The 20,270-nt window shown below is 50.5% G+C and carries 25 protein-coding genes; 17 read left to right on the forward strand and 8 right to left on the reverse strand.

Going from position 1 to position 20,270, the window contains the following annotated elements; all coding sequences use genetic code 11:
- The first annotated feature begins 187 nt into the window (after positions 1–187).
- The 3 genes from FH603_RS25170 (at position 188) to FH603_RS25180 (ending at position 1,786) form a co-directional block, all read left to right on the forward strand.
- Positions 188–904, forward strand: a complete 717-nt coding sequence (locus tag FH603_RS25170; RefSeq protein ID WP_186741483.1) for a zinc ribbon domain-containing protein — start codon at positions 188–190, stop codon at positions 902–904.
- Between the two features lie 141 nt (positions 905–1,045).
- Positions 1,046–1,351, forward strand: coding sequence for a MafI2 family immunity protein (locus FH603_RS25175; RefSeq protein ID WP_186741485.1), 306 nt, complete (start codon positions 1,046–1,048; stop codon positions 1,349–1,351).
- A gap of 180 nt (positions 1,352–1,531) precedes the next feature.
- The gene (locus tag FH603_RS25180) at positions 1,532–1,786 is read left to right on the forward strand and encodes a hypothetical protein (protein WP_186741487.1); all 255 of its coding nucleotides are present in this window, start codon (positions 1,532–1,534) and stop codon (positions 1,784–1,786) included.
- A 76-nt stretch (positions 1,787–1,862) separates the two neighbouring features.
- On the opposite strand, the gene FH603_RS25185 is transcribed toward FH603_RS25180, so the two are convergent.
- From FH603_RS25185 to asnS, 4 genes are all read right to left on the reverse strand, one after another.
- Complete coding sequence (locus FH603_RS25185) at positions 1,863–2,270, reverse strand: hypothetical protein (RefSeq protein ID WP_186741489.1); 408 nt, start codon at positions 2,268–2,270, stop codon at positions 1,863–1,865.
- A 396-nt stretch (positions 2,271–2,666) separates the two neighbouring features.
- On the reverse strand, positions 2,667–3,134 hold the full coding sequence (locus FH603_RS25190) for a hypothetical protein (protein ID WP_186741491.1): 468 nt from the start codon (positions 3,132–3,134) through the stop codon (positions 2,667–2,669).
- Between the two features lie 707 nt (positions 3,135–3,841).
- Positions 3,842–4,924: a complex I subunit 1/NuoH family protein gene (locus tag FH603_RS25195; protein WP_186741493.1), complete on the reverse strand. Its 1,083-nt coding sequence runs from the start codon at positions 4,922–4,924 to the stop codon at positions 3,842–3,844.
- A gap of 65 nt (positions 4,925–4,989) precedes the next feature.
- On the reverse strand, positions 4,990–6,444 hold the full coding sequence (gene asnS / locus FH603_RS25200) for an asparagine--tRNA ligase (protein WP_186741496.1): 1,455 nt from the start codon (positions 6,442–6,444) through the stop codon (positions 4,990–4,992).
- Positions 6,445–6,757: 313 nt separating this feature from the next.
- Here asnS and FH603_RS25205 point away from each other — a divergent pair, with 313 nt between their 5' ends.
- Positions 6,758–7,204: a WapI family immunity protein gene (locus FH603_RS25205; protein WP_186741498.1), complete on the forward strand. Its 447-nt coding sequence runs from the start codon at positions 6,758–6,760 to the stop codon at positions 7,202–7,204.
- A gap of 17 nt (positions 7,205–7,221) precedes the next feature.
- Here FH603_RS25205 and FH603_RS25210 read toward each other — a convergent pair whose 3' ends face one another.
- A complete protein-coding gene (locus FH603_RS25210) occupies positions 7,222–7,692 on the reverse strand; it encodes a hypothetical protein (RefSeq protein ID WP_186741500.1) in 471 nt (156 codons plus the stop codon).
- 107 nt (positions 7,693–7,799) lie between these two features.
- On the opposite strand from FH603_RS25210, the gene FH603_RS25215 reads away from it, so the two are divergent.
- The 3 genes from FH603_RS25215 (at position 7,800) to gloA2 (ending at position 8,973) form a co-directional block, all read left to right on the forward strand.
- Complete coding sequence (locus tag FH603_RS25215) at positions 7,800–8,309, forward strand: SixA phosphatase family protein (protein WP_186741502.1); 510 nt, start codon at positions 7,800–7,802, stop codon at positions 8,307–8,309.
- A gap of 75 nt (positions 8,310–8,384) precedes the next feature.
- On the forward strand, positions 8,385–8,579 hold the full coding sequence (locus FH603_RS25220; protein WP_186741505.1) for a hypothetical protein: 195 nt from the start codon (positions 8,385–8,387) through the stop codon (positions 8,577–8,579).
- A 4-nt stretch (positions 8,580–8,583) separates the two neighbouring features.
- On the forward strand, positions 8,584–8,973 hold the full coding sequence (gene gloA2 / locus FH603_RS25225) for an SMU1112c/YaeR family gloxylase I-like metalloprotein (RefSeq protein WP_186741507.1): 390 nt from the start codon (positions 8,584–8,586) through the stop codon (positions 8,971–8,973).
- 200 nt (positions 8,974–9,173) lie between these two features.
- On the opposite strand, the gene FH603_RS25230 is transcribed toward gloA2, so the two are convergent.
- The gene (locus FH603_RS25230) at positions 9,174–10,367 is read right to left on the reverse strand and encodes an aminotransferase class V-fold PLP-dependent enzyme (protein WP_186741509.1); all 1,194 of its coding nucleotides are present in this window, start codon (positions 10,365–10,367) and stop codon (positions 9,174–9,176) included.
- Between the two features lie 116 nt (positions 10,368–10,483).
- Between FH603_RS25230 and FH603_RS25235 the strand changes: the two genes are divergently transcribed.
- On the forward strand, positions 10,484–11,020 hold the full coding sequence (locus tag FH603_RS25235; protein ID WP_186741511.1) for a hypothetical protein: 537 nt from the start codon (positions 10,484–10,486) through the stop codon (positions 11,018–11,020).
- A 118-nt stretch (positions 11,021–11,138) separates the two neighbouring features.
- On the opposite strand, the gene FH603_RS25240 is transcribed toward FH603_RS25235, so the two are convergent.
- Together FH603_RS25240 and xerD are read right to left on the reverse strand one after the other, a co-directional pair.
- The gene (locus tag FH603_RS25240) at positions 11,139–12,146 is read right to left on the reverse strand and encodes a GRP family sugar transporter (RefSeq protein WP_186741513.1); all 1,008 of its coding nucleotides are present in this window, start codon (positions 12,144–12,146) and stop codon (positions 11,139–11,141) included.
- Between the two features lie 120 nt (positions 12,147–12,266).
- Positions 12,267–13,172, reverse strand: coding sequence for a site-specific tyrosine recombinase XerD (gene xerD / locus FH603_RS25245; protein ID WP_186741515.1), 906 nt, complete (start codon positions 13,170–13,172; stop codon positions 12,267–12,269).
- A 78-nt stretch (positions 13,173–13,250) separates the two neighbouring features.
- On the opposite strand from xerD, the gene aroQ reads away from it, so the two are divergent.
- The 9 genes from aroQ (at position 13,251) to FH603_RS25290 (ending at position 20,249) form a co-directional block, all read left to right on the forward strand.
- Positions 13,251–13,682, forward strand: a complete 432-nt coding sequence (aroQ, locus tag FH603_RS25250; protein ID WP_186741545.1) for a type II 3-dehydroquinate dehydratase — start codon at positions 13,251–13,253, stop codon at positions 13,680–13,682.
- Positions 13,683–13,735: 53 nt separating this feature from the next.
- A complete protein-coding gene (locus FH603_RS25255; protein ID WP_186741517.1) occupies positions 13,736–14,758 on the forward strand; it encodes an aminotransferase class V-fold PLP-dependent enzyme in 1,023 nt (340 codons plus the stop codon).
- Positions 14,759–14,767: 9 nt separating this feature from the next.
- Positions 14,768–15,346, forward strand: a complete 579-nt coding sequence (locus FH603_RS25260; RefSeq protein WP_186741519.1) for a MarC family protein — start codon at positions 14,768–14,770, stop codon at positions 15,344–15,346.
- Between the two features lie 161 nt (positions 15,347–15,507).
- Positions 15,508–16,086: a hypothetical protein gene (locus FH603_RS25265; RefSeq protein WP_186741521.1), complete on the forward strand. Its 579-nt coding sequence runs from the start codon at positions 15,508–15,510 to the stop codon at positions 16,084–16,086.
- 1 nt (position 16,087) lies between these two features.
- Complete coding sequence (locus tag FH603_RS25270) at positions 16,088–17,428, forward strand: hypothetical protein (RefSeq protein WP_186741523.1); 1,341 nt, start codon at positions 16,088–16,090, stop codon at positions 17,426–17,428.
- Positions 17,429–17,558: 130 nt separating this feature from the next.
- A complete protein-coding gene (locus tag FH603_RS25275; protein WP_186741525.1) occupies positions 17,559–17,939 on the forward strand; it encodes a hypothetical protein in 381 nt (126 codons plus the stop codon).
- A gap of 31 nt (positions 17,940–17,970) precedes the next feature.
- On the forward strand, positions 17,971–18,684 hold the full coding sequence (locus FH603_RS25280) for an RsmE family RNA methyltransferase (protein ID WP_186741527.1): 714 nt from the start codon (positions 17,971–17,973) through the stop codon (positions 18,682–18,684).
- Positions 18,681–19,340 (forward strand): DUF4159 domain-containing protein, encoded by a 660-nt coding sequence (locus tag FH603_RS25285; RefSeq protein WP_186741529.1) that lies wholly within the window; start codon positions 18,681–18,683, stop codon positions 19,338–19,340. Before FH603_RS25280 ends, FH603_RS25285 begins: the two co-directional genes overlap by 4 nt.
- 102 nt (positions 19,341–19,442) lie before the next feature.
- Positions 19,443–20,249 (forward strand): acyl-CoA desaturase, encoded by an 807-nt coding sequence (locus FH603_RS25290; protein ID WP_317171330.1) that lies wholly within the window; start codon positions 19,443–19,445, stop codon positions 20,247–20,249.
- Positions 20,250–20,270 lie beyond the last annotated feature (21 nt).

A 20,270-nucleotide genomic window follows, 5' to 3' on the forward strand; every position in this document is an offset into this window, starting at 1 on the left:
AAGGCCTTATCTTGGGGCTGGAAAGAGTCGGTAAGGGTCATCTTGGCGAGATTTAGAACACCTCAAAGATGTCTACTTATCGGCTCTTTACCCTTTTATGAGAAAGCCCTGTATAAAAGAGTAACCCCAATTTAAGGTATCTATCACTACAGACTTACTATTAGAATTAAATTATTTGCCGAATTAGATGATCTGTAAAAACTGTAACGCTGAATTAAATTCAAACTTTTGTCCAAACTGCGGACAACCAGCAAGTCTTAAAAGAATTGACGGACATTATATTGTTCATGAAATTGAACACATTCTACATTTTGAACGTGGAATTTTGTTTACAGTTAAAGAACTTATATTTAACCCGGGACAAAATATTAGGAATTATCTTTCTGAAAATAGAAGCCGACTTGTCAGACCTATTATTTTTATTATCATAACTTCTTTAATCTACTCGCTTTCAATCAGCTTTTTCCATATTGAAGACCAATATGTGAAGTTTGAAGGAGGAGAATTAAGAACACCATCTAAAATTTTCAAATGGATACAAGGTCATTATGGCTATGCAAATATCATTATGGGCATATTCATCACACTTTGGCTGAAATTATTTTTTAGAAAATATAACTATAACCTATTTGAAATATTGATCGTACTCTGCTTTGTAATGGGGATTAGCATGTTAATTTATTCATCATTTGCTTTACTTCAAGGCCTGACAAAAGCGAAGTTGATGGCTATTGGTGGAATGGTAGGACTTGGCTATTGCTCTTGGGCAATAGGTCATTTTTTTGGAAAGGATAAAGTTCTCAATTATATAAAAGCCTTCTTTGCATACATATTAGGTATGCTAACTTTTGTAATCTTAGCAATTCTTTCCGGATTTTTATTTGACTTAATGACAAGACATTAATAATTTCAAATTTATGTTACAAATGAATCAGATTAGGCGTTCCATTTCTTGCAGTTAAAAAGAGGGTACAGCTTAAATTAATCGAATAACATAATTGTAGTTATACAACAATCATAAAAATAGTACCATTACATCGAGATTATGCTTACCTACCAAAATATAATGTTATCGGTACAAAGAGCTTTATTGGGAGCCATAAAACCGCACATGCGAGCAATTTTAGTAGGGTTTGACGAGGAAAGTATTTATATTAAGTCTGTTGTAGATCAATCTGTTACAGAGGAAGACAGAGAAGACCTTTCAATAATTGGTGGTGAAATATTAGCGGACTTTCCCTTTATCAATTCAATAGTAGAAGAGTGCTCTTTTTCAAACGATAAACCAAGTGCTTTAACGATTAACAGCTTTAAAGGATTTGCTTACATGAGGTACGAATTGTGCGAATAGCCTACCCTTAATAAATACAATTTTTAACATTGTCTTTAACCAAATGTATATATCACTTTTCTTAGAAATGTTGTATAACTAAGGTTATGTTATTCGACTCTTTCTAGATAGACGACAGGTTGGCTGCCAAGAGCAATATTAGATTTGTGTAATTTACCGTATCAAATAACGACGTACAGTATGGAACCACACGAAATTGAACAATGGGCGAAAGTTCGTCAGAAAGGCATTCTACGCTATATGCTCAAGTACGGTACTCTTATAGCTTTAGGCTTTGCCTACCTTAGCTGGTCTTCGCTCAATTCCCCTAAAATTACAGGCTTTGACATAGCTGGTATTGCTATCACTGCCCTGATTGGCGGAGTTGCTTTAAGTATCATCTTTTGGTACAGAAAAGAAATTCCTTATCGACACATAAATCGGGACAAGAGCTAAATCGCCCTCTCACTATGTTGTATAAGTGTCTTTATGTTATGAGATTTTTCAAAGATTATGCTTGTCTTGTTTAACCTTAGAAAGATCTAGTAGATATACAAATTACAATAATGATAGCAACGGAAAAAACGCCAAATGCACCAGCAAAAACGTAGCGGTAAAGCTTTACGCACTTAGCTTTTTCGGCATCAGCTAATACAAAATCAAATCTTTTTATGATTAATGGCCCTAAAAATTGTCGGTAGAAAAAATAAGGTATAACTCCTGTGAGTAACGAAGCTTTTAAAAAATCGAGATGCAAGGGTCCTGATAGCTTCGCTAGCACCCCTCCTGATAGAATGAGTATAGCCATGTAGTACAAGTACAGTGCGGCCAAGAATCGCTTGTAACCAGTTTCTTCCGCTAATTTAGGTGGTATCTCTATAGCAGCATCCAAGTAAGCTCCCTGCTGAAGATCAATAAGGAAATGCTTAATATTGACCATTACTAGTTGTTAAATAAGTGTCTTTGTGTTAGTCGATTTTTTTTAGAAACTATTTATCGACTGATAGACTAAAAACTAACTTTATTAAAGAAAATATCCTTGGCAAAAATGACTATCTCAGATATAATCCATATAGCACCTATTGAAAAAGTAACCAATGAAAGAATTTTTTCATTGGTTGATGATCGGAGCCATAAAGCATAGATAAGTAAAGCAGGGCCTGAACAGAAGATAGTATAATAGATCAGCCACCAGTTCGGTACTGGGGAAAATATAGAAAGCCGAACACTATAAAAATAAATAATAGGAAGGGTCAATATGGTCAGAATAGCAACGTAAATCTGAAAGGGTCGGACCATCACAAGTGTCGTATAAGTGGCAATATGTTAACCTGACTCAAACAGATGGAGCGGTTACTTTGCCTATTATCTGATAAAGCATTGCTGCAATGGCTACCAGAACAACTAAACCAGGAAGCGTTCTTAGATAGAAATGATACCAGACTAACTGCTCGATCAAGGCTACTGATTTATGCTGATCCAATTGGTCCTGAATGGGAATTACTAGCGTAATGGTTACGATAAAGATAGCTAGGTTGAGTAAAGCAACTAAAATAACAAGGCCTCTGCTGATGGCTGGATGTCGGAGCCAGATCATTACAAAGTTCAACGGCAGGCTCAGTAGGAAAAAGGGAAGAAACAAACTGAGCGTTCGCTGACTGACGTCTTGGTGAAGCTGTGGAAATTCAGTAGCCCCAATCAAGGTCCAAGCTTGATAATTGAGAAGTCCCTGCAACGTACCCACATAGAACACATAAATGTTCAGTAGTAGATATACTACGGTTAGGCTTTGTTTTAGTTTCATGATGTAAATATCTGGTTTACAGAGGTATAGAGAAGCGATAAGTAATCATAATACTAAGTTGTTATTGTTATATAATCAAACGTTATGTTAACCCCGAAGCCGTTTTTAGCGGTCCTTTACTCGTAGTTTTCGGGTTCAATCTACAGATATTCCATTAACGTAATACTTGCCTTTTCTTTCCCCTTTCCAAACAACAATCCGGCCTTTGCGTAGGGCTCATACGGGATGCTTGATCTAGGAATAGTTCATTAACATAACAATCCGTATGCAACTCGACTGGGAATTGTACAATTTGATGATAAGTAATGTCAGGGTACAAATTTGGTACTGGGCTAAACTTCCTTAATTGTATTTTTTTATATGAGGTGTAGCCTAATTTGATTATACAAATTTGTACGATTCAAAGATAGCGACGACGTCATTACAAACCAATCTAATGCATTATGCTATTACTCAACTCGTTCTAGTTGGAGACAAACGATATACCAAACCACCTACTTTGCTGGCCTCCTGACTAATGAACGTACGATCCAGAACATAAACAAACGGCCACTTTTACGAATGAGCTAGGCCACTTAGGGCTGGGTCTGTGCATTGAGTGAAATGAACTTCCTTTAGACGAAGCAGATGCTTTGAATGTGTGGATTGCTGTCCAGTTAAAGCAGGGTATTCATACTGACTGGCCGAACAATCGGAGACGCGGCAGTTCACACCATCAGTAGTCGCCAGATGCCTGAAATAAGGAGGAGAATCAACCCAACGGGCGTCAGTACTTTCCAGCACAGATGCATCATCTGATCGACCCGAATGCGGGGGAACGTCCAGCGAACCCACATTTGCAGCAACACCATGAAATATACTTTCAATAGCAGCCAGAACCCACCCGTCAGATGACCCCAGAGGGTACCCGGTGCCCCACTTGTCCAGTCGGCCAGCCGCAGCGGACCCAGGTTAGGGAGGGGCGTATTCCAGCTACCAAGGAACAGCACGACGCCCAGAAATGAAACGAGCAGCATCATGGCGTATTCAGACAGGTAGAGGAGGGCAAATCGCATCCCCGAGTATTCGGTGTGGAAGCCGCCCACGATCTCCGATTCGCCTTCGGGCAGGTCGAAGGGGGCGCGGTTGCTTTCGGCGAGAGTACAGATGAAAAAGATTACGTACGCTATCAGCAGAAAAGGATTCCGGAGGATGTTCCAGCTAAAGATGCCACCCCAGTGGGTTACGTCGAGGCCCAGCCCTTTCAGACCGAGCAGGTAGTTGGTATCGGTGGTATAGATTCCCTGCTGGAAACTGATTTCCTGTAAGTTGAGCGTCTGCCCAATCATAACGACGCACAGGATGGTGAGACCAAGCGGAATTTCGTACGAGATAATCTGCGCTACCGACCGCATAGCGCCAAACAGCGCGTACTTATTGTTCGATCCCCAGCCCGCCATCAGGATGCCGACCACATCGAACGAAACGATCGCCATGAGGTAAAAAACGCCCACAGCCGCGCCGGAGCCCTGTAAATCGGGGGTGAGCGGAAGAACAGCAAAACCGGCAAAGACCGACGCAAAAATGATAGCCGGGGCCAGTAAGAACAACCGTCGGTCGGCCGCCGTTGGTACGATATCCTCTTTCTGCAGGAGTTTGAGCAGATCGGCAAACAGCTGGAGCAACCCCCACTTCCCCGTTTCCATCGGTCCAAGCCGATCCTGCATGAACGCCGATAGCTTCCGTTCGGTATACACCCCAACGATAACGAAGCCAGAAGCCATGGCGAGAAAAATGGGGAGAGCGAGCACGCTTTTAGTAATGAGTTATAGGTGATGAGTGCTGCGTTATCAGCGATGATAACGCAGCACTACCATTAAAATTCTGCCGTTTTAGGGGCTCTTGGGAAAGGAATAACGTCGCGGATGTTGCCCATCCCCGTTACGAAGAGCACCAGCCGCTCGAAGCCAAGGCCAAAACCAGCGTGGGGGGCCGATCCAAACCGGCGGGTGTCGAGGTACCACCACAACGCATCAGTCTCGATACCCACTTCCTTCATCCGGGTGGTAAGTTTTTCGTAGTCGTCCTCGCGCTGCGAACCGCCAATGATTTCGCCGATACCGGGAAACAGGACGTCCATGGCCCGAACCGTCCGGCCCGGTGATGCGTCCGACTCTTCATCCTGCTTCATGTAGAACGCTTTGATATCACGGGGGTAGTTGGTCAGGATCACCGGCTTCTTAAAGTGCTTCTCAACCAGGTAGCGCTCGTGTTCCGACTGCAAGTCCACGCCCCAGCTCACTTCATACTGAAACTGACCTTTTTTGGCGGGCTTGGAGTTGACCAGTATCTCAACGGCTTCTGTATAGGTCAGGCGCTGAAATTCATTGCTGATGACGAACTGAAGTTTTTCGAGCAGACTCATATCGCTCTGTTCTTCTTTCTTTTTCAGCTTTTCCTCTTCCTTCAACCGGTTGTCCAGAAACGCCAGATCGTCGGCGCAGTGCTGGAGCGCGTACCGGATCACGGTTTTCACGAAATCTTCGGCCAGGTTCATGTTGTCTTCCAGCTCGAAGAACGCCATTTCGGGTTCAATCATCCAGAACTCGGCGAGGTGACGGGTCGTGTTGGAATTCTCGGCCCGGAAGGTAGGCCCAAAGGTATAGATCTTGCCCAGCGCCATCGCCCCCAACTCACCTTCCAGCTGCCCCGATACGGTCAGGTTCGTCTCGCGGCCGAAGAAATCTTGAGAATAATCGACTTTACCGTCTTCGGTGAGGGGTGGCCGGGTGGCGTCGAGGGTTGTAACGCGGAACATTTCCCCTGCTCCCTCGGCGTCAGATGCCGTAATGATGGGCGTATTGAGGTAGAAAAAGCCGTTATCATTGAAATATTTATGCACGGCAAAGGCCAGCGTATGGCGTACCCGCAGAATCGCGCTGAATGTATTGGTTCGCGGGCGCAGGTGGGCAATCTCGCGCAGGAATTCAAGGGAGTGCCGCTTGGGTTGCAGCGGGTACTTATCGGGATCGGCAGGACCGTAGATGTGGACGCTACCGATTTTTACCTCAATGGCCTGTCCGGCTCCCTGCGATTCTACCAGCTGACCCGTAATAGCCAGGCAAGCCCCGGTGGTAATAAGTTTAAGTGTCTCTTCGGGTAACTGGCCCGTCTCGGCAACCGCCTGAATCGTATTGATCGTTGATCCGTCATTGATGGCAATGAATACAGCGTTTTTGCTTTCACGTTTCGTGCGGACCCATCCCTTGATGGTCACTTCAGGACCGGGTTGTGCGGTCTTTAATACATGCTGAATGGATTGATAACTCATGCTGAAACGGCAACCGGATGCTATGTGCCGGTACAAAAATAGGCATTGTCGCGTGAATCGTTTGCAGGGATTTGTGTTCAGGTCTGCTTAAACAGCATGCCCCTTAATAACATATGATAAACATTTAGTCACAGGCAGACAGAAGCGGTGTTTTGTGGAAGGGGCTGAACCCCAAGGTTCGACAGGGGTAATGGCTTGAAAAAGCGAGAGTTGTCCTGGTAAATCCTTTTCAGTATGTTTGGCCTCTGCCTGTCCCTGCCACCCGTCTGTCTGGCTCTGTCGGCGTAGAAATCTTCCCCAAACAAGCGCCTGGATGTTTTACTCAACGCATGCTTCAGTACAGTTAGAAGTACTCAGTTACGAAAATCCGGCGGCAGGACAAACGCCCGACGATGGTAATGTACTGGTTACCTGCCTGCGCCTGATCGATCGGGGGCGCCGTTGGGATACCATCGCCCCGATACTCTATACCTGGGACATTCAAAAGCTGATCTATTGGTTCAGCGATATGCTGGCCGACCGCGAAGTGCCGGACGGATTGATGTTTGCCGAGCCCTGTCTGGCTATCGAATTGAGCCGGGTATCGGCCAATCGGGAGCGCTACTGGTTTCGGATCTTATTGCGCTTCGAAGCCACTCCGCCCTGGTATCAGGAATCACCGGATACGCCCTATGTTATACCGATCGATTGCAGCCGGAACAGCATCAGTGAGGCTGTAAGTGGCCTGACAGCGCAGCTACTGGCCTTCCCTGTTCGCTAGAAGACCCGGAGTCTGACTTACCAGGTCAGGTCTGATGACCACTGTTCGCGGCTCAACGATTTGGTCAGGTACATAAATTCATTCGCCCCGATTTCGAGCCGGGCGCAGAGCGGAAAACTGATGGGCCAATCCCACCAGTCGGGTACCTGATCGAACCGAAACTCAAGTTCAAGATACATGGTACGCGTGTCCGGACCGACGATCCGGCGAATTTCCCGAACGCTGCCAGCCAGAGGAAGGGGTTCCCAGGCGTCACCAGCCGTCAGCCATTGCTGTATAGTCAACAGTTCGGCCTCGGTAAAAAGGGAGGTAAAATGCAACCGGAGGGGCTCCGGCCGCGGCTCGCGTGAGGGCGGACGACGGGGCCAAAGGGTACCGCTCAGCGCGACCTGTTCTTTGCTGAACTGAAGGCCAAACGACAAAGTAGAAATTTCGCCCTGAAAACGCATGGTGTTAGCTACGTTAGGATTGCCGCGGTATTTTTGCAACCAGCAAAAGTAACGGCTTTTACATCCATCAACATCAAAATGAATTTTATTGTTGATGGGACCTTTAACAAATAAATACAACTTTCAGGGTAGCCATACCCAAACTTATGCCTATTACGCTATACATTGTCCGTCATGCCAAAGCTGAGGACAGGGCTATGTTCATGGCCGACCATGATCGCCGGTTAACGCCTGAAGGGACGATGGCCGCAGCCCGCATGGGCCGCTATCTTCGCAGCAAATCGATCAGACCCGATGTTGTGGTTAGCAGCACGGCCCCACGGGCAGCCGACACGGCTCGTATGCTGACCGAGCAGCTTGGCATCGACCCGGCGCAAATCCGGCTGGATGGCAGCCTGTTCGACGGCGGACCGAAAGCCTACCTGGCTGTCGTAAATGAACTACCCGATACGGTGCAGTCGGTCATGATCGTAGGGCACAACCCTGATGTGTCGTATTTTGCCGAATTTCTGACCCATCAGTCTATTGGCTCCATGAGTAAAGGAGCTGTTATAGCCGTAACGTTTGGTGATATGACCTGGGCCGGGGTGTCGGGCCGGACCGGTAGTATCGCGTTTCAGGTGACACCCAAACAGCTTACCGGCCAGGAAGAGTAACGAAATGAGAATGAATATCCCTTGTTCCCTGTTCAGTATGGGGTAGGCTCCAGGGCTAAGTTGTCAACAGATTTTATGAATCGTAACCGTCGTATTTTCATCATCGTTTTTATCGTGTTTACCTCCGTCGTCGCCCTGCTGGCGATCGACATGGCCAGCCGCACCACCGCCCCCTGGAACAAACGCCGGGAGGTAGAACGGGCTTTCCCGGCCGGGAAAGATGGTACTCTCACCGATTCACTCGCGGCCGATTCGCTGCTGATCCCCTAGTAAAATGCATCAACTTACGGCCATCCATCACGTAGCCATCATCTGCTCCGACTACGACGTATCGAAACGCTTTTATACGGAAACGCTGGGACTGACAATACTAGGAGAGGTATATCGGGCCGAACGCCGGTCGTACAAGCTCGATCTCGCCCTGAACGGTCAGTACGTGATCGAGCTTTTTTCGTTTCCCGATCCGCCCCCGCGCCCGTCGCGTCCCGAAGCGCTGGGACTGCGCCATCTGGCCTTCGGCGTAGCAGACCTGAACGCAGCCGTCGCGCACCTCAATGAGCAGGGCGTCGTCACGGAACCCATTCGGGTAGACGAACACACGGGTCGCCGGTTCACGTTCTTTGCCGACCCCGACGATCTGCCATTGGAATTTTATGAACAATAGGGGGGAAGGGAGGAAGGAGGAAAGGGAGGAAGGAGGAGAGGGAGGAAAGGGAGGAGGGAGGAAAGAAAAACTAGCGACTGAACCCCGCTGATACCGCTCAGCGAGTACTTTCCTGCAAGCGTTTTTCTTTCCTCCCTCCTCCCTCTCCTCCTCTCCTCCTTTCCTCCTTTCCTCCTTTCTCCCTCTCCTCCTTTCCTCCCCTACATCAACACCTCCGTCAGGACGCCGACCAGCGCGTCGACGTCGGCGGGGGTGTTGTACAGGTGCGGGGCAATGCGCAGTACGGTTGCCCGGGCAGATATAGCTACGTTTTGCGCCTGTAGCGCTTGGGAAATGGCCATGGGGTTGGCATGGTCGGGCAGCCATAACCCAACAAGGTGATGACTACGGCCAACGCGCCCATTGGCCGGTTCGATCCGGCAGCCAAGCGATTCCAGGATAGGCCAGGCGGGGTCCATCAACTGTTTTGTATAAGCCTGAATGCGTTCGGGTTGCCACGCGAGGAGCTGCGTCAGGGCCGTTTCGAGCATGGGCATCTGGATAAAATGCGTTTGCTCACCAACATTGTATCGATAGGCTTTCGGGCGGTAGGCGGGCTGGTAGTCCATCAGTCGGTGAAACTGATTGCTATCGAGCCGATTCATCCACCCTTCTTCGAGCGGAATGCCGTCATCGAAAGCGGGTCCGAAATAGGCTAAACCCAATGAGTAGGGGCCCATCAGCCATTTATATCCCGCACATACAACCGCATCGGGCTGGACCGCGTCGAGGTCGAACGGCAGCGCGCCGATCGATTGTGTTCCATCGATCGCCAGCCACGCGCCAACCTCCCGCGCCCGCTGCCCAATCGCTTCCAGATCGAACCGAAGCCCGTACATCCAGTGGACGGCCGGTACGACGACCAGGGCTGTATCCGGACCGATTGCGTCCAGCAACCGCTCGTTCCAGGCAGGGCCTTTGGGGAAATCGGTTGGCATAGCCACAACGGTAATGGTCAGGCTCAGTTCAGCACAAACACGTTCCCAGGCGTATACATCGCTGGGAAATTCGGCGTCAGCCAGCACGATATGTTGCCCTGGCCGAATACCGGGTTTGCGCGGCAGGTTACGGGCCACAACGCCCATGCCGTAGGAAACCGATGGGATGATGGCAATTCGTTCCGGATCAGGATTATGGATAAGCTGCGAAAACAAGGCCCGAACCCGGACTGATCCGCTGAAAAAATCGTCGGGGTGTAACCCAAACGGATTGGCATGATGGGTAAGCGCGTCGTGGCCGGCTTGTTCAACCGCCCGGCTAAACGGAGAGCGGGTAGCGCAGTTGATATAATGAATGCCTACTGGCAGTGAAAACAAGTGCTTTTGTTCGGTAAGGGGAGCAGCTTCGGCGATCATAGGGGAGAAGTAAGCGGGGAAGATACTGAAAACAAATAATATACTAAAGGGGGAAAAGATAGATTTGGCACAGCGTTTGTACTGGTTTCAGTAAATTCTTAAACAATGCTGTTTTTATGACAACCCTGTTGGGTATCGGCTCCCGTATCTGCCATGCTGAATTTGGCAATGGGGTCGTCATCAATCTGAAGAGTACCGGCTATACGATCACGTTTCTGGAAGAGGGCGTAAAAGTGATTCGCTTCGATACCCCCCTGGCGATCGTAGAAGCCATTGAGCCCGATGGTGATCTGGTGAGCCTCTTCGATGTGGAGCAGACGATGACACGCATACTGCAACGCTGGGCCGATCAAACCGAGCTGGTCCCGTTAGGCGATAAATGGAAAGGCGGTACGTTGATTCTGAAACCCGGCCGCGCTGACCTGTCGCAAAAAGAAATACCGATCGACGCCTTCTTTCATAAGATCGTACTGATGCGCGACCGCCTGCGGGTTCTTGAGCAGCGCATCAATGCCAGCCTGCTTGACGACGAAGAGAAGGTAAACCTGCAACAATACATCACCAGAATTTACGGTAGCATGACCTCTTTCAATCTGTTGTTCAAACAGGCGCATCAGCAATTCTCCGGCGAGAAAACGACTGTCAACGCATAAGACTTTTCATGTAGTTTTGGGTTAGTTAGGTTGAGCGCTCCCCGCTGCCGTTTCGGTGGCGGGGACTTTTGTGTATACCCATCACGATCGACACTCGATCAGCGATACCATGAACAGGCTAGGCTCTGGCCAGTACGATCAGAACAAGACCCAGGCAATAGGCAATGCCCATGAGCCAGAGATAGCGGTTGGCCCGGCCCGGTGCGCCCTCAAACTCGCGCCATATGAACAAACCCCACAGGACCGAAACGACAGTGGCTCCCTGGCTAAGACCATAGGAGACGGCATCACCGGCCTGATTGGCACCCAGCAGGAGGCATATGAGGCCAATTCCCCAGATCAGACCGCCCGCTATGCCTACCAGATGCTCGCGAAGAGGGGTACGCCGGTAGGTCAGCTGCTTGTCGCTGTCGGTTAAAATGAATCGGCGGACAAGGCGTTCGAGTAGCGGATTGCTAAGGTTTACGCCCAGCGCGAACAGGACCAGGCCGGTATAGGGCGTAAGCAGACCCGCTTCAGGGTTAGTCAGATCAGTAACCAGCGATGTTGACGTGATCAGAAAGAAAAAACCCGCTACTGCTCCGCCCGCCAGCGCAATCCAGATACCCCGATTGTTGTCCGAGGACGCTTCACTGTCTTCCTGCTCCTGTTTGGTCCGGTAAGCCAGCGAACTAAACAGCATGGCCAGCAGGACCATACCACCGCCAGTAGCCAGCAATGGAATGCTGCCTTCCGGCTCTGCCAGGTAGTTGGCGACGAGGCCGATTGCGAGGGATAAGCCTGTACCGACGGGCATGGCGATGGAAATGCCCGCCATACTGATGCCAACCGTCAGCAATATATTGCCGGTATTGAAGACGATGCCGCCTGCCAGCGCAAGCAGGATACTACGCATGTCGGCCTGCTGGATATCGGCGAAGACCGAACGGCCTTTTTCTCCGAAACTTCCCAGCGTAAAAGCGATGGCCAGGGCAGCCAGGAGAATACCGTAGACATAATCGCGATAAAAAACGTGGAGCGGTGCCGTTTTCGTCACGATCTTCTGCGCATTGGCCCAGGAGCCCCAGAAAACCATGGTGACCAGACAGAGCGCAATGGCGACTCCCGGCTGAGTTGTTATAAACATAGGCAGTTGAGCGTCTGGCCTGACCTGAAGCATTATGCTCCCGGCCTGGCACAAATACGATCCTATTAACCACGGGAACCCGATTCGGTTTCGTAGGAGTGGCTATAGTAAGACTCTGGTTCAACCCCGGCGGCTTCGGGGGTGAAATTCGCGCAGGGTCTGCTGTAGATAATCGCGGTCGAGATGGGTATATATTTCGGTTGTGGTAATGGACTCGTGGCCCAGCATCTGCTGCACGGCGCGCAGATCGGCCCCGCCTTCGATGAGGTGGGTAGCAAACGAATGGCGGAACGTGTGTGGGCTTATCGTTTTCCGGATGCCTACCTCGTCTGCCAGCTTTTTAATGGTTTTGAAAACCGTAATCCGCGAGAGCTGACTGCCGCGCAAGTTCAGGAACAGCGTGTCTTCATCCCCTTTATGCACCAAAAGTGTGGAGCGGACATGGTCGATATAAAGCCGGGTATAGTGCATGGCATCCTGACCGATCGGTACGAGCCGGACTTTGTCGCCCTTGCCCAGCACCCGGATAAAACCCGCGTCGAAGTAGCAGTTGGTAAGCCGCAGTCCCAGCAACTCGGTTACGCGGAGTCCTGAGCTGTACAGCACTTCGATCAGGGCCCGGTCGCGGGTGCCACCGGGGGTGGAGAGGTCGATAGTACCAAGCATCGCTTCGATTTCCGGGAAGCTGAGCGTATCGGGTAGTTTGCGGCCGAGCCGGGGGGCTTCAATTAACTGCGTGGGGTCATGCTGGATCAGGTTTTCGAGCAGTAAATACTTAAAGAAAGACTTTAAGCCCGAGAGTATCCGGGCCTGGCTGTGGGCCGAGAGACCCAATTCGCCCAGATACATCAGGAAATTCATCAGTTCCCGGGCCGACACCTGCATGGGTGAGAGCGCTGGATTGGTGAGCAGAATATATTGATGTAGTTTTTCGGCGTCGTGCAGGTAAGCCTCTACGGAGTTTTCTGCCAGCGACCGTTCCAGCTTAAGGTAGTTCTTGAAGGTGTTTATATAACTTTGCCACATACAGGAAGCCGCTCATTCGAAACGGCCAGGAAAGTAAGTACGTTTATACGACCGACCGGGAGCGGGCGGTTTTCTATGATGAAACAAATCCTGATTATCAACGGCCCCAATCTGAACCTGTTGGGAAAGCGGGAACCGGCCATTTATGGGAGTCGTTCGTTTGTCGATTACCTGAAAACCATCGAGCCGCTGTTCCCCGAGGTGCAACTACGCTATTTTCAGTCGAATCACGAAGGCGAATTACTCGATAAGATTCACGAACTGGGTTTCGATGTCGACGGTATCGTTATCAATGCGGGGGCCTTTACGCACACATCCATTGCCCTTGCCGATGCCTTGTCGGCGGTGTCGGCACCGGCCGTAGAGGTTCATATCTCCAATGTACACGCCCGCGAATCGTTCCGCCATCACAGCTATCTGTCAGCCAAATGCAAAGGCGTCATCGTAGGACTAGGCCTGACGGGCTACGAACTGGCAATACGTTATTTAATGATGAGTGATGAGCGATGAATGATTCCGGAGGGTCACTCGTTTATCATTCATCATTCATCATTAAATAACGTATGATCACTTTCTATCCTGGCCCCTCAAAAGTCTATCCGCAGGTGGCAGACTATGCGGCTGAGGCTGTCCGTTCGGGTATTGTGAGCCTTAATCACCGGAGTCCGGGATTTATGGATGTGGTTAAAGAAGCGATCCGGCTGCTGCACGAGAAGCTGGCCATTCCCGCCGACTACCACATTGCGTTCGTTTCCTCAGCCACCGAGTGCTGGGAGATCGTGGCGCAGTCGCTGACGGCTGAGACAAGTCTTCACCCGTATGCGGGGGCCTTTGGTAAGAAATGGGCGGAGTACGCTTACCGGATCAAACCACCGGTAAACCTCAGTGAAGCCGATGTGCTATGTCTGGTGCAGAATGAAACCTCAAACGGTACGCAGGTAAGCCCAGCCTCGCTGACGCAGTTCCGACGTGAATTTTCAGGTATCATTGCCGTCGATGCTGTGTCGTCGATGGCGGGTATTGCATACGACTGGACGCTGGCCGATGTCTGGTTTGCGTCGGTACAGAAATGCTTTGGCCTTCCTGCCGGGCTGGCAGTTTTGATCTACTCGCCCAACGCGCTTCGCCAGGCCGAAGCTATCGGCGAAAACGAGCATTATAACAGCCTGCTTTTTATTCACGAAAACTTTGCCAAATTCCAGACGCCTTACACGCCCAACGGCTTAGGTATCTACCTGCTCATGCGTGTACTCGATCAGGTGCCGCCCATTGCCGAGGTCGACACCCTGACCCGAAAACGGGCCGCCGACTGGTATGCCTGTATAAACGACTGGGCTGGTACGCCAGCGGGAGCCGGCTTTAAGTTGCTTGTCGATGAGGTATCTGTCCGATCCGATACGGTGATTGCTATAGAAGGGAGTGAAGCTCAGATCAAGGCTATCAAAACGGCCGCTCAGCAGGCCGGGATTTTACTGGGCAACGGCTATGGCGACTGGAAAAACACGACCTTCCGAATCGCCAATTTTCCGGCCATCACCGACCCCGAAATCGATCAACTGCGTCAGTTTTTGCGGGATTTCCGGTAGGTTTGCACTATGTCATTCAGTTTCAAAGAAATCGTTTCTGTCACGCTCATCCTGTTTTCCGTAATCGACGTGATCGGATCGCTGCCGGTTATTATCGATCTGCGCAAAAAAGTAGGCAAAATCGAGTCTGAACGGGCCACCATCGTGTCGGGAGTGCTTATGGTTTCATTTCTGTTCGTTGGCGAACGGATTTTGAAACTATTCGGTGTTGATGTAGCGTCGTTTGCCGTTGCGGGTGCCCTGATCATTTTCCTGATTGGTCTGGAGATGATTCTGGGGCGTACCATTTTCAAGGCCGACGAGACCGTTGGCGGGGCCTCCCACATTGTCCCGATCGCTTTCCCGCTCATTGCCGGGGCGGGTACCTTGACGACGATCATCTCCTTACGGGCCGAATACCAGACCGTCAATATCATCGTCGGTATCGTTATTAACCTGGTATTGATCTATGTCGTACTGAAGTCGTCAGAATGGATAGAAGGGCGTCTGGGACCGGGGGGATTGGCGGTACTACGCAAGATTTTTGGTATTATCCTGCTCGCCATTGCCATCAAACTGTTCAAGACGAATCTGATACCTGATTTCTGAGCCGCAGGGTCTTGCCGAGATGTACGAGAGGCCGGTTTCAGGACGAAACCGGCCTCTTTTATTAACCACGGTTTTACGTACTATTCGGCTTGTAATCCAGTAGTTTCACGCTTGGATCAGGATAACGCTGATACGATCTTTGGTGAAACTAAGATTACTTCATGGGAGCTAAAGCGAGTTACTTACTTGTCTGTGATCCGGCCCCGGCCGGGTTAGGACTGAGAACGGAAGTAGACTTACTACTGATCAACGATGTCGCGTCGAATGCCAATGACTTCCGTGTTTCGGATAATCCCAACGTGTTCCTCAATAAATCGGGCCTTGATGTCGGGCCGCTTACGACCGAGCTGATCAAGGTAAGCGCCGATGTTCTACTCGAAGGAAACGCTACCAGAAGTTTTCGGCTGTACCTCTGTATCGAAGGTATTCCGTGTGTTGGTGTAGCCGATGATCCCTTGCAGGCAACGGTCAGCAACGGCCGGGCTTTGCTGAGCGGTAGCGTCCGGCTGGGTGATCAGGATCAGGATTGCAGTGGTTTTCTCGACGCGATGCTTGCGCAGGAACAGGCCCGGCTTGACGCGCCGACTGCCCCGCTGGCCGTCGCAGTCAACCCGCCTGTACCCAAAATAGCCCCGGTAAAAACAGTCAGCCAGGCTGTCATGGCCAACGAGGAGTCTCCCAAAAAGCACGTTACTAAAAAGGAGACGGCTACGATCATCAAAAATTTATTGAAAAACTGACATGAGCCATTTCAATCGTCAAGCGGTCATCGGGACGTTGGTAGGTATAGTGGGCTTTTGGGTGCCGGGATTCGGGCAGTTTATGCAGGACAATGCCCCTGATGGCAACAGTTCGTTGATTGGCGGAACCAGTATCGGCTTCGACGTTCAGAAGACGACTTTACAGGTAGATTATACGGGAAAGATTCGCAAGCCTGGTTCCCTGAACTGGGGAGCCAGTTTGTCGGGCGGAAACAGTAACCGGCTGGCCCAGTTGCTGCAGCATGGCTCCTTCGTTCCATCGGCCCGGATTTCGGGATTCGTATTTCGGAACTGGGATGTAAACCGGAAAAAAACCAACGATCTGAAGGATGTGCTCTTAAGTTCATCCAAGGCGGTAGCGACTTTCAGGGAAGGCCAGAAAGCCTGGTTCGACAAGCATCTGAAGGCCGAGCTAGTCCGGGAAATCAAAAAGCTACCTAACGTGGCACCTACCACCCATGCCACGCTGGAAGCCCTGTACACAAATCGTATCAATGCAGGCATAACATTTGTTCGGAAAGCCTATAAGCAGGTTCAGGATGCGGCTCCGCTGGCCGTAAAACCGTTATTGGACCCCTTACTGGATCTGATAGACGACAGGATAGGCACGTTTAATACCCAGCCGTCGCTGCTGGCACTGGAGGCCGTAGCCAAAGCAGACAGTCAGCGCTATTTTACGTTTCAGAAACTGAATCCGGTGCGCCGGTTTCTGGTCTACGGTCGGGCAGGTGTAGCGGCTACAGGGTTCTCTTATTTTCCCGGCATCAACGCGGCCGATATTGCCGGAAGTTTCCGGGATTCGCTGTTTACCAGCCCCTACGTCGAACTAGGCGGGAATTTCTATACTCGCGGCTATATAATTATGGGGCTTAACGTGGGGTACGGACGCGTCAATACGTTACAAAACGTGAGTCCGGTAACGTACACCTACCAGCGTGTTATCAATGGGGCCGGTGGTCAGCAACTGACCTCCGAGCAGGAGATACAGGCTTATGCGGGAACCCCCACTCAGTATGGACAGTTTCGGGTCAAAGCTGACTTCATCGGCCTGATCCCGACCGGAGACCGGGGCACACTGGCCTTAAATCCCTACCTGCGCTTTTCAACAAGTGCTACGCCCCAGAATCGCTGGCGTTACGGTGTGGCAGGCTATTATTTTAACCGTAAGGGCGGATTTATGGGCGGGCTGTATGCCGAACGAACCTATATCGTTACCCAGCTAAGCGCCAATACGTTCACCACAGAAACGAAGGGGATTTCACTTGGCATTCGGGCAAGCTATCTGCTGGATACCATCTTCAATACGGAAAAGCCCCGCTGATGAGCGTGGTCTCTTCGACCTGTGTGCCTGGCCTGCCGGATGAGCAGGTAGTGTTGTCCGGCTCAGGCTGGTGACTGCCTTTGTCATAAAATTCCGCGTACTTGCAGCCCTACCTTTTTAGCCATGGCCAATGACCCGCACCCTCTTACTTGCCCTGCTTGCTCTTTCGTTGATTATTGAACTGGCGCTGGCTGGTGGGGCCTTCTTCGCCCGCGCATTCACACTCCGGCAGTTTGGCGTAACCCCGACACCCGATACCGCTTTTCTGGGCTATATTGTAGCCTGGACGCTGCTGTTCGTGTCGCTCACCTGCGGTCTGGCTTTGTATCAGCTCTGGCAGCGAAATCCTGACTATGCACTCCTGTGTTATTTGCTTGGCTTCTGGTGGATGGGCATCGGTATTGGTATTTATCTGGCTTTCGGTAAACCCGATAACCTGCTACTCGACTCACTCAAAGGCCTGCTCATTGTTATATTGACGAGCCGAAGTCAGGTCCGAATGAGCCGGTAGCCCATCAGGTTGCCTTATCTTTGCCGAACCTATGCACTTATTTTATCAGCCTAACCCGCCCGGCGGGCTTAAGTCGGACGAATCCTGGTTAACCGAAGACGATTCGCGCCATGCCGTCAAAACACTGCGGCTGGGCACAGGCGATGCGATTGCCGTTACCGACGGACACGGAAACCGCCATTTGGCCGTTATTACGCAGGCCGATCCCCGGCGGTGTGCTTATCGGATTACGGATACGCAAACGACGCCCCCGCGCCCGTTTTCGATCCGGATCTGCGTGGCCCCAACGAAAAACAATGATCGGATCGAGTGGTTCGTCGAAAAGGCGGTTGAGGTCGGTATCGAGCGCATCAGCTTCTTTTTCGGGTATCATTCCGAACGGCGGGTGTTCAAGCGGGAGCGGCTGGAGAAGATTGCCGTGGCCGCCATGAAGCAGTCACTGCAAGCGTACCTGCCGCAGATCGATGACGCCGTTTCGTTCAACGAATTGCTGAAAACAGTCGATGGGCCGCAGCGGTTTATTGCCCATCTGCCCGACGGAGAAATGCCGGCTAATCTGGCCAGGGTAGCGAAGCCTGCCGGGCAGTATGTCGTGTTGATCGGCCCCGAGGGTGATTTTTCCGGTATGGAAATTGAGCAGGCGTTAGCAGCGGGTTTTCAACTGGTAACACTGGGGCCCAATCGACTGCGTACCGAAACAGCTGCTCTAACGGCCTGTCAATTACTAAACTTCATACATGCATGAAAAAAGTTCTGATTGTACTCCTGCTGCTGCATGCCTCATTCATCGGCGCAAGCGGACAGTATGCCTACAAAATCGCCAAGCTCAAATACAATGGTGGGGGCGACTGGTATGCCAACAAAACCTCCATGCCCAATCTGATCAAGTTTGCCAACGCTAACCTGCGGATGAACATATTTCCGGAGGAGGACATTGTAGAGCCGGGCAGCCCCGATATTTTCGGTTACCCCTTTGTACACATGACGGGCCACGGTAACGTGACGTTCAGCGATGCCGACGTGCAGAACATGCGCCGGTACCTGATGTCGGGCGGTTTTCTGCATGTCGACGATAACTACGGCATGGATAAGTTTATCCGGCGGGAGATGAAAAAAGTCTTCCCCGAATTATCGTTCGTGGAGTTGCCCTTCAATCACCCGGTCTATCAGCAACGGTTTAAATTTGCGAGTGGTCTACCTAAGGTGCACGAACATGACGGCAAATCTCCGCAGGGGTTCGGGCTGATTTACCAGGGACGTCTGGTGTGTTTCTATAGTTATGAATGTGACCTGGGCAACGGCTGGGAAGACCAGAGCGTTTACAATGACGCCGAACCTGTTCGCCAGCAGGCGTTGCGGATGGGCGCTAATCTGCTCCAATACGCCACAACTACAAATTAATTCAGGTATTATTCGGTGAGCGCAAGCCAAAACGCTCTGAATTTCGTTAGTTTTGTAGGAGTATTCTTAGTAAACCGTTTTCAACCCTAGACAACCAATATTGTGATTGTACTGGCCGCGTTCATTGGGCACTGGTATTTGTCCCTGTTCTGCCAAACGTTCTTCCTGCACCGTTACTCAGCCCATAAAATGTTCTCGATGAGCAAATTCTGGGAGCGCTTTTTCTATGCGCTGACATACGTGTCTCAGGGTTCGTCCTATTTGAGTCCGCGCGCCTACGCTGTGTTGCATCGGATGCACCACGCCTTCAGCGATACGCCCCGTGATCCACACTCGCCCCACCACACCAAGAACATATTTACGATGATGTGGAAGACGAAAGATATTTACAACGCTGTTCTGCACCGCACGCAGCCGGTGGAGCGGCAGTTCGACAAGAACTATCCGGAGTGGAGCTTCATTGAGAAAGTAGGTGACTCGTGGATATCGCGGGCTGGCTGGGGCGTTCTTTATAGTCTTTTTTACATCTTCGCTTTCATTTATCTGGATATGCACTGGGCGTTTTTCCTGCTGCTTCCTGTCCACTTCGTAATGGGACCCGTTCACGGAGCCATCATCAACTGGAGCGGTCACAAATACGGCTACTCGAACTTTGACAACCACGACAAATCGAAAAACTCGCTGGTTCTGGATGTGGTCATGATGGGCGAACTGTTTCAGAATAACCACCACAAGCGGCCTAACTCGGCTAACTTCGGTGCCAAGTGGTTTGAGTTCGATCCTACCTTCCCGGTAATTGGTATCCTTCACAAACTACATATCGTTCGTCTGCGCCCTGTTAAGGAAAGCCAGCAGGCTCAGCAGGAAGTTGGTCACGACCGGCTCGTTGAAGAGAAAGAAGTAGCCTAGGAGCTAGTCTGAGCTGAGCGA

The organism is Spirosoma utsteinense (assembly GCF_014282275.1).
GTDB classification, from domain to species: Bacteria; Bacteroidota; Bacteroidia; order Cytophagales; family Spirosomataceae; genus Spirosoma; species Spirosoma utsteinense.

Excerpts from the sequence above, each read along its gene's own strand:
- FH603_RS25285 (WP_186741529.1), top strand. The coding sequence starts at position 18,681 with ATGAAAAAAGTTCTGATTGTACTCCTGCTGCTGCATGCCTCATTCATC.
- FH603_RS25215 (WP_186741502.1), top strand. The coding sequence starts at position 7,800 with ATGCCTATTACGCTATACATTGTCCGTCATGCCAAAGCTGAGGACAGG.
- FH603_RS25205 (WP_186741498.1), top strand. The coding sequence starts at position 6,758 with ATGTTTTACTCAACGCATGCTTCAGTACAGTTAGAAGTACTCAGTTAC.
- FH603_RS25255 (WP_186741517.1), top strand. The coding sequence starts at position 13,736 with ATGATCACTTTCTATCCTGGCCCCTCAAAAGTCTATCCGCAGGTGGCA.
- gloA2 (WP_186741507.1), top strand. The coding sequence starts at position 8,584 with ATGCATCAACTTACGGCCATCCATCACGTAGCCATCATCTGCTCCGAC.
- asnS (WP_186741496.1), bottom strand. The coding sequence starts at position 6,444 with ATGAGTTATCAATCCATTCAGCATGTATTAAAGACCGCACAACCCGGT.
- FH603_RS25260 (WP_186741519.1), top strand. The coding sequence starts at position 14,768 with ATGTCATTCAGTTTCAAAGAAATCGTTTCTGTCACGCTCATCCTGTTT.
- FH603_RS25280 (WP_186741527.1), top strand. The coding sequence starts at position 17,971 with ATGCACTTATTTTATCAGCCTAACCCGCCCGGCGGGCTTAAGTCGGAC.
- FH603_RS25175 (WP_186741485.1), top strand. The coding sequence starts at position 1,046 with ATGCTTACCTACCAAAATATAATGTTATCGGTACAAAGAGCTTTATTG.
- FH603_RS25190 (WP_186741491.1), bottom strand. The coding sequence starts at position 3,134 with ATGAAACTAAAACAAAGCCTAACCGTAGTATATCTACTACTGAACATT.
- FH603_RS25235 (WP_186741511.1), top strand. The coding sequence starts at position 10,484 with ATGACAACCCTGTTGGGTATCGGCTCCCGTATCTGCCATGCTGAATTT.
- FH603_RS25275 (WP_186741525.1), top strand. The coding sequence starts at position 17,559 with ATGACCCGCACCCTCTTACTTGCCCTGCTTGCTCTTTCGTTGATTATT.
- FH603_RS25240 (WP_186741513.1), bottom strand. The coding sequence starts at position 12,146 with ATGTTTATAACAACTCAGCCGGGAGTCGCCATTGCGCTCTGTCTGGTC.
- FH603_RS25265 (WP_186741521.1), top strand. The coding sequence starts at position 15,508 with ATGGGAGCTAAAGCGAGTTACTTACTTGTCTGTGATCCGGCCCCGGCC.
- FH603_RS25185 (WP_186741489.1), bottom strand. The coding sequence starts at position 2,270 with ATGGTCAATATTAAGCATTTCCTTATTGATCTTCAGCAGGGAGCTTAC.
- FH603_RS25220 (WP_186741505.1), top strand. The coding sequence starts at position 8,385 with ATGAATCGTAACCGTCGTATTTTCATCATCGTTTTTATCGTGTTTACC.
- FH603_RS25230 (WP_186741509.1), bottom strand. The coding sequence starts at position 10,367 with ATGATCGCCGAAGCTGCTCCCCTTACCGAACAAAAGCACTTGTTTTCA.
- FH603_RS25170 (WP_186741483.1), top strand. The coding sequence starts at position 188 with ATGATCTGTAAAAACTGTAACGCTGAATTAAATTCAAACTTTTGTCCA.
- FH603_RS25270 (WP_186741523.1), top strand. The coding sequence starts at position 16,088 with ATGAGCCATTTCAATCGTCAAGCGGTCATCGGGACGTTGGTAGGTATA.
- FH603_RS25180 (WP_186741487.1), top strand. The coding sequence starts at position 1,532 with ATGGAACCACACGAAATTGAACAATGGGCGAAAGTTCGTCAGAAAGGC.
- xerD (WP_186741515.1), bottom strand. The coding sequence starts at position 13,172 with ATGTGGCAAAGTTATATAAACACCTTCAAGAACTACCTTAAGCTGGAA.
- aroQ (WP_186741545.1), top strand. The coding sequence starts at position 13,251 with ATGAAACAAATCCTGATTATCAACGGCCCCAATCTGAACCTGTTGGGA.